The sequence below is a fragment of the Xanthomonas dyei genome (assembly GCF_002939865.1).
GTDB lineage: Bacteria > Pseudomonadota > Gammaproteobacteria > Xanthomonadales > Xanthomonadaceae > Xanthomonas > Xanthomonas dyei.
Window position 1 is genome coordinate 76,779 of the sequence record NZ_MDEE01000022.1, and the last position, 6,443, is coordinate 83,221.

General features: G+C 61.7%; 4 protein-coding genes and 1 pseudogene. 3 read left to right on the plus strand and 2 right to left on the minus strand.

Going from position 1 to position 6,443, the window contains the following annotated elements:
• Window positions 1-275 precede the first annotated feature (275 nt).
• On the minus strand, window positions 276-2,417 hold the full coding sequence (locus XdyCFBP7245_RS14885) for a TonB-dependent receptor family protein (protein WP_104616342.1): 2,142 nt from the start codon (window positions 2,415-2,417) through the stop codon (window positions 276-278).
• Window positions 2,418-3,179, minus strand: a complete 762-nt coding sequence (locus XdyCFBP7245_RS14890; RefSeq protein ID WP_104616343.1) for an HpcH/HpaI aldolase family protein — start codon at window positions 3,177-3,179, stop codon at window positions 2,418-2,420.
• A 538-nt stretch (window positions 3,180-3,717) separates the two neighbouring features.
• Between XdyCFBP7245_RS14890 and XdyCFBP7245_RS14895 the strand changes: the two genes are divergently transcribed.
• The 3 genes and pseudogenes from XdyCFBP7245_RS14895 (at window position 3,718) to XdyCFBP7245_RS14905 (ending at window position 6,205) form a co-directional block, all read left to right on the plus strand.
• A complete protein-coding gene (locus XdyCFBP7245_RS14895) occupies window positions 3,718-4,296 on the plus strand; it encodes a hypothetical protein (protein ID WP_104616354.1) in 579 nt (192 codons plus the stop codon).
• Window positions 4,293-5,606 (plus strand): annotated as a pseudogene (locus XdyCFBP7245_RS14900) (Tle-like phospholipase domain-containing protein). The gene XdyCFBP7245_RS14895 and the pseudogene XdyCFBP7245_RS14900 overlap by 4 nt, the downstream one beginning before the upstream one ends.
• 29 nt (window positions 5,607-5,635) lie before the next feature.
• The gene (locus XdyCFBP7245_RS14905; RefSeq protein ID WP_104616345.1) at window positions 5,636-6,205 is read left to right on the plus strand and encodes a relaxation protein; all 570 of its coding nucleotides are present in this window, start codon (window positions 5,636-5,638) and stop codon (window positions 6,203-6,205) included.
• Window positions 6,206-6,443 lie beyond the last annotated feature (238 nt).

The window sequence follows — 6,443 nt, forward strand, 5'->3', positions numbered from 1 at the left end:
ATCGATCGCAATGCCGCGTGCTGCGGCGCTGATGCGTGCTTCGTGCACGCCGTGTTTCTGGCGGCGGCCACAGCGGGACCGCCGTTGCCGTCATAGGCGACCGATGCCCCTGTAACATCGGTCGTGTGGTGCCGCTGCTGGTCCGTGCAGCGTTGACGCTGATAAAACAGTGCAGCCCTTGATCGGGTGAACGCGGCGGTAGCGGGCAATCGCAGTGCGCGAGCGGCACCTGCCGGTTGCTGCCGCTAACCGTGCACACTGCGTGCGCACCGCGGTTAGAACGTGTACTCCAGGCCTGCAGTGAAGGTCCGCCCGGGTGCGGCCTGACGGCCCCATGGGCTGGTGTCCACGCCGCGGAACCAGTACTGCCGGTCGAACAGATTGTTGATCGCCAGCGACGCGCTGAATTTTTGTCCATCGCGTTCGAACAACGTATGGCTCACCTGCGCGTTCCAGACCATGTAGGCGGGCAACTGGCCCACCGAGGCGATGGCGTTCTCCTGCACCGTATTGGCCGCATCGCTGAAGGCCTTGCTGAAGTAGTAGCCGGAGAGCGCGACAGTGGTATGACCGAGCGCGTAGTTACCGCCCAGGGTGATCTGGTTGCGCGAGGTGTAGGGCACGCGGAAACCGCGGAACGCCCCCGATTCCTGGCTGGCATCCAGATACGCGTAGCCTGCGTTGAGGGTGAGCGCACGCAGCTGTTCTGGGCTCCATTGCAGCTCCACCTCGCCACCTTGATGGCGGGTCTTGCCCAGATTGCGGAACACGCGGGTGGTGTTGTCCAGCTGGATCTGTTGATCGAAGTCGATCAGGTAGCCACCGACCTGGATGCGGGTACGCTCGTTGGGTTGATAGCGTGTGCCGGCTTCGTAATTCCACGCCAGCTCGGCATCGAGATTGTTGCCGAAGATGATCTGGGTGACCTGCGGCGCGCGCATCGAGCGCTGCCCGTCCGCATAGAAGAACCACTGCGCGTTGGCCTGGAAACCGACCGTCAGGCCGGGCAGTACGTCGCGGGTCTGGTTGAGCGTGCTCACCCCGGTAGCGCGGTTGAAATAGCGCGAATCCAGGCGCTCGTAGCGCAATCCGGGCGTGATGGTGATGCGCTCGTCCGGCAGCGTGATCGCATTGCTGACGTAGGCGGCCAACGCACGGTCTTCGAACTGCCAATCGCGCACACTGGTGAACAGGCCATCGCGCAAGCGTAGGTTGCCAACCAGAAAATCGATGTCCTCGCGCACCGCACGCACGCCGGCGGTCCACTGCTGACGCACGCCGCCGGCCTCGCCCATGCTCCAGTTCAGCCGTGGCTCGCTGCCCACCACGCGGAAGTCGCGCGGTGCGGTCTGGCGCAGTTGCGGCGGCAGGTCCGAGCGCCAGGTTTCGGTGGCGGCCTGACGCATGCCGACGATGAAGTTACGGCTGCTGCGCGCGCTGAAATTGGTCCAAGACAACCGAACATCCTGCAGCGGCCCCCAATCGCCCAAGAGTTGCTCATAGCTCAACGATGCACGCGTGGTGCGCCCGTTGAAGCTATCCAGCGGGCGCGTGGACTGGCGCGGGTCGCGCCGATAATCGTCCGGGCTGAGCGCACCGGCCAGATCCATGTCCACCAGATACCGCTGCACGCTGGCCTTGATCAACTTGGTGTCGTCCAGCCACCACTCCGCACGCACGCGCAGATTGCTGATGTCGGTATCGCTATGCGCACGCCAGTATTCGCCCCAGGTGCGATTGGCATCGATCTGCATGCCGAAGTTGTCGGTGAGATAGCCGCCGCTGCTCAGCGCGCTGTCCTGCAGAAACTGGCCCTGGCCGCCGGCAGTGACCTTGTGCGCCAGGGTGGTGCTCCACTCGCTGGGAATCTCCTTGCTGACCAGATTGATCACCCCGCCCACGTTATTGGGCCCGTATTGCACGGCCGCGCCGCTGCGCACGATGTCGATGCGATCGATCTGATTCAGACCCACCGGAAACAACGACAAGCTGGTCTGCCCGTACGGCGCCAGCGCCAGCGGGATGCCGTCTTCGAGCACCTGCACGCGGCCGCTGCGGCTTTCGTACAGGCCGCGCAACATGATCTGCGGCAGTGCGCCGGTGCCGGTTTCGTCGAAGATCTTGATGCCCGGCACACGTTGCAGTGCATCGTCGAGCGAACGATTGCCGCCAGTGCGCAGCTGCTCGCGGTCGATCACCTGGCGGCTGCCCGCGTAACGTTGCACGTCGTCCGGTCTGGAACGGCCCAGCAGGCTGCCCTGCACCTGGATCGCATCCAGTGCGCGGATCGGTGTCTGGCCATCGACGACAGTGGCTTCATTGGCAGCCGACGCATCATTGGCAAGCGCCACCTGCGGCAGACCGCAGCAGGCCGCAGCGATGGCGAGGCTCAGGGTGTGCAAACGGATCGGCGACATCTACGGCGTGCTCCTGCAGGCGGGTAGGGAGGCGGGCGCGTCGAACGTGGCCAGATGGCCGCGCAGCGCGCGTTGAATCAGGGCGCGATCTTCGCCGGCGAGCAGCCAGCGCAGATCCGGTTGTTGCAGCCAGTGCGCGCGTTGCGCATCGGTGCGTGGATTGGGGCAGAACGGCACATCGGCGGCGCGGCAGTGCGCATGCAGCTGCAGCAGCAACTCCCAGACCTGCGGATGCGTGGGCTGCGGGCCCAGGCCCAGGTCCAGTGCAAGATCGAGCGCGCCTTCCATCACCAGGGCCACGCCGGGCACAGCGAGCATCTCCGGAAGCGCGGCAACGCCGGCAGCGCTCTCGATCATCGGCACGATGCGGATATCGCGGTTGGCCTTGGCGATATACGTGGGCAGATCGACGTTGCCGAAGCCGGTGACGCGGCCGCCGGTGATCCCGCGCCGGCCCAGCGGCGGGAACCGCGCCGCGGCGACGGCGCGCGCCATCTGCTGCGCCGATTCGGCACGCGGCACCACGATGCCGCGCGCGCCGGCATCGAGCACCAGGCCGATCAGTTTGTCGTCCACCTCCGGCACCCGCACCCACGCCTCGCAGCCAGACAGCTCACAGGCGCGGATCGCGTGTTCTAGCTCGTCCGGCGCGCGCAGCACGTGCTCCAGGTCCAGCACCACAAACCCATAGCCAATGCGGCCCAGCAGCTCGCACAGCTGCACGCTGGGCAATGCATTCAGAACGCCAACCGCATACGCCATGGAAGAGGCTGCCAAGGAAACGGGCGCTCATCCTGCTCTTGATGGGAATGATTATCAAGTGTGTTGGGTGGTTACTTTTCGTGACTAGGACACTTGCGCCCGTTGCCATTGTCCCTAGCCCCACGATGCAGAGAGGCTGAAGATCAGCGCTTCTGGCGCCGGTTGAACCCAGGCAGATGCGCTCTATTCGTTGGGTAGTGTGGCATCGCCATACACGAGTGGCAGCATGATTTAACTGTAGCAATCGGTTTGAGTGTTGCGAGTTCTGAGCCTATCGCCATGGTTTGCGTTTTCCAGCCAAACGTCACGTGGATGAATGCATTCCGTGTGTTGGAGGTATAACGCATGTGTAATTGATGCCGAAAAGACCTCAGGAAAGACGTAATAGTTAGTGAATCTTGCGTGCTCCATGGAAGCGGCGTAGGCTCCCGTGAAAGGATGCTGATTGGCGAAAAACACCATGTGTCGCAACTTCGGCTTATTGCTTTGCGTATCCCTCGCCATGACATTGGGCGCTTGCGGTTTAAAGGAGACGAGCATGCAGTCACAGGATAAGCAGGTGAGTGACGCCGAAGGGGATCCTGTCTACCGTAAGAATCCGCATCCCAAGCAGGCCTATCGGATTACGATGACTATCAATGATGCGCCGGGGTCGTTTGAGCAGGTGTTAGGTAAAGCGTTCTACGATATGACGAACCGCGATCAGTGCGCGCCTTTCGATGAGTCGTTAGGTATGTCTACAAAGCCAAAAGAGCATGCAATACCCATTGTTTTTCAGAAGATCAATAGCACGGCCTACGCTGCGATAGTTTATGCGGATGGCATGGTTGATGCTGACTACTACGGCAAGGGTGTCTGCCATTGGGAGTTTGGAGGTCTCGGCGTTTCCCTAAAAGCAACAGGCAGTAAGGTGGAAACGGCCTTCTCGCCTAGTCTGGAAAAAGAGTATTTTTATAAAGATAAGTCCAAAAAGATATTTTTTTGGTCAGGCGGATATCCCAGGAGTAAGCTGGAAGGTTACGTCGACTTTGGTGAAGGGGTTGCTGAAAAATATGCAGAGCCAAATAGAAGTGACTTGTTTCTCATAACTCTCAACGCAGAGAGGGTTGCCCCGTGAGTCTCACTAGTCAGCAGTATGCCGCGCTGACGCGCGATGCATATGACAAGCCTGAAGATACCGGAGAGCGAAGCGCTGTTGTAGATATTGGCGGTTTGCCTGTCCGACGTCTGCAATAAGTGGACAAGCCGTCAGGCTACCAAGGCTTGATCTACGAGAGAGTCGATACCGGTGAAATGGTAGTTGTCCACCGAGGAAGCGAATTCGATCGCCAGCCCATCCTGGACGGCGCACTCGCCGACGGTGGAATGGTCGCGACTCGTCACAATGCGCAGATAGCAGATGCCATCGCTTTTACTCAGGGCGCCTTGAACCGTGCAGAACAAAAGCATCTCAGTACCGGCCAGCCAGCGCCCGATGTGACGGTTGCTGGTCACTCGCTCGGCGGCAATTTGGCGCAGGTCACCGCGCATCACTTCGGCCTCAAGGGCCAGACCTTCGACGCCTACGGTGCGGTCAGTCTGGATAGGCGGATTCCGGAAGGTGGCAATGACCTCATCAATCACGTGATGGCCGGCGATGCGGTCAGTGCTGCCAGCCGGCACTACGGGCGGGTCGAGATCTATGCCACGCCGAATGAAATCGCTACGCTGAAAAAGTCCGATTACGCCAACGACAACAGTGTGCTGGACGCGCGCGATCCCTTGTCTGCTGCAGTCAGGTTGGGCGAGTCGCACCGCATGCACAACTTTCTTCCGGTCGATGGCGCAGGCAAGCCAGATCGCTCCGTGCTGGAAGACCCGACAACACAGCAGCTGGCACGGCAATACGCGCCGATGATCGCAAAGTATCGCGATGACGTAGAAGCGCTGCGCTCAGGGTTGACGTTGTATTCGCGAGGCGTGCCGGGGCTTGCCCGCGATGGAGTTGATCACCTGCGCGGTCCGGTGGAGCCGGGTGTTGGGCGCCGGGAAATGGAGGCGCCGAGCTGGCAGCAGCAGATGCAGGAGTTTCAGCGCGACCGCGAGCGCAGCCATGCACCGCAGGCATGGCAGGTTCCGCTGAGGGAAGACGTGCAAGTTGATCGAGCGGTAGCACCGCAGGGTAGCGGTGCTCCATCGGTGCGGGAAGATCCAGGCGCGTTCTTGGACCGCATGTTGGCCGCTGCGCAAAGCGGTGATCGCGACCAGTTCCGGCAGATGACCCAGGTATTGGCCAGCGAGCCGCCCGGCCGTGCGCTACGCGCCGAAGCCGTCGAGGCGGTGAATCAGCAGGAACAGCAGGCCGCGCAGCAAGCGATGCAGGCGCAGCGGCAGCAGGCAGAGGCACAACAGCAGCAAACAATGCGCGTCGGCGCGCGCAGCCTGTAGTCGTCATCAGGAGAGAGGCAGGACGCACGATGAACGCACAAGATCCGCTGGCGCTGGTTAGCAAGGCAGCCTCGCTCATGGAGCAGTTCGAGCGCCGATGCATCGAACTGGAACAGCAGCAGAACCGCCTCGCGCAACAGCTGGAGCACGTTGCGCAGTCGCTGCCTGGCGTGATGACCCGGTCGGCGGAACAGACGCTGCAGCGCGTGCCCGACACCTTGATTCGCAGCATGCAGCAAGGAATGGAGCAACCCGTCGCCGGTTTCGAGAAGCGGCTGCAGCAGGCTGGCAGCTTGATCGGTGAAGGCGCGCAGTCCTTGTCCGATCAACTCAGACGCATCGAGCGCGGGCAGCGCGTGTTGTTGTTGAAGGGTGCGGCCGTCGTTATCGGGAGCCTGCTGCTAGTACTGGCTGGTGGCGGATGGTTGCTGACCCAGTATCGCGATGAGATTCGTGACAATCAGTTGCGTGCCGAATTACTGCGCGCCTACAACGCAGCCGATGTCACCCTATGCGACGGCAGGCTCTGCGCCAATGTCGAGACCAAGGGCGCAGCCTATGGTGACCGACGGCAATATCGGCCAGTAAGGCCGCGCTGAGATCCTGCGTGACTCACCAGTTCGCCGGCACCACCACTCATCCTGCAAATTCGTCGGACGCAGCGAGTGCCAGCCTGTCCGACATCCACTCCTGCAGTAGGCCGGTGCAGCGGCTGGAGTTTCGCCCCGGGGTAGCTGCCGCCTGTATCTAGGGAACCTCTGAACAAAGCACGGCAGATGCGCGACACTACCCGCCTCGTGTTGAGGAATCATCCATGCAACTGACGTTCGGCGACGC

Excerpts from the sequence above, each read along its gene's own strand:
- XdyCFBP7245_RS14885 (WP_104616342.1), bottom strand. The coding sequence starts at position 2,417 with ATGTCGCCGATCCGTTTGCACACCCTGAGCCTCGCCATCGCTGCGGCC.
- XdyCFBP7245_RS14890 (WP_104616343.1), bottom strand. The coding sequence starts at position 3,179 with ATGGCGTATGCGGTTGGCGTTCTGAATGCATTGCCCAGCGTGCAGCTG.
- XdyCFBP7245_RS14895 (WP_104616354.1), top strand. The coding sequence starts at position 3,718 with ATGCAGTCACAGGATAAGCAGGTGAGTGACGCCGAAGGGGATCCTGTC.
- XdyCFBP7245_RS14905 (WP_104616345.1), top strand. The coding sequence starts at position 5,636 with ATGAACGCACAAGATCCGCTGGCGCTGGTTAGCAAGGCAGCCTCGCTC.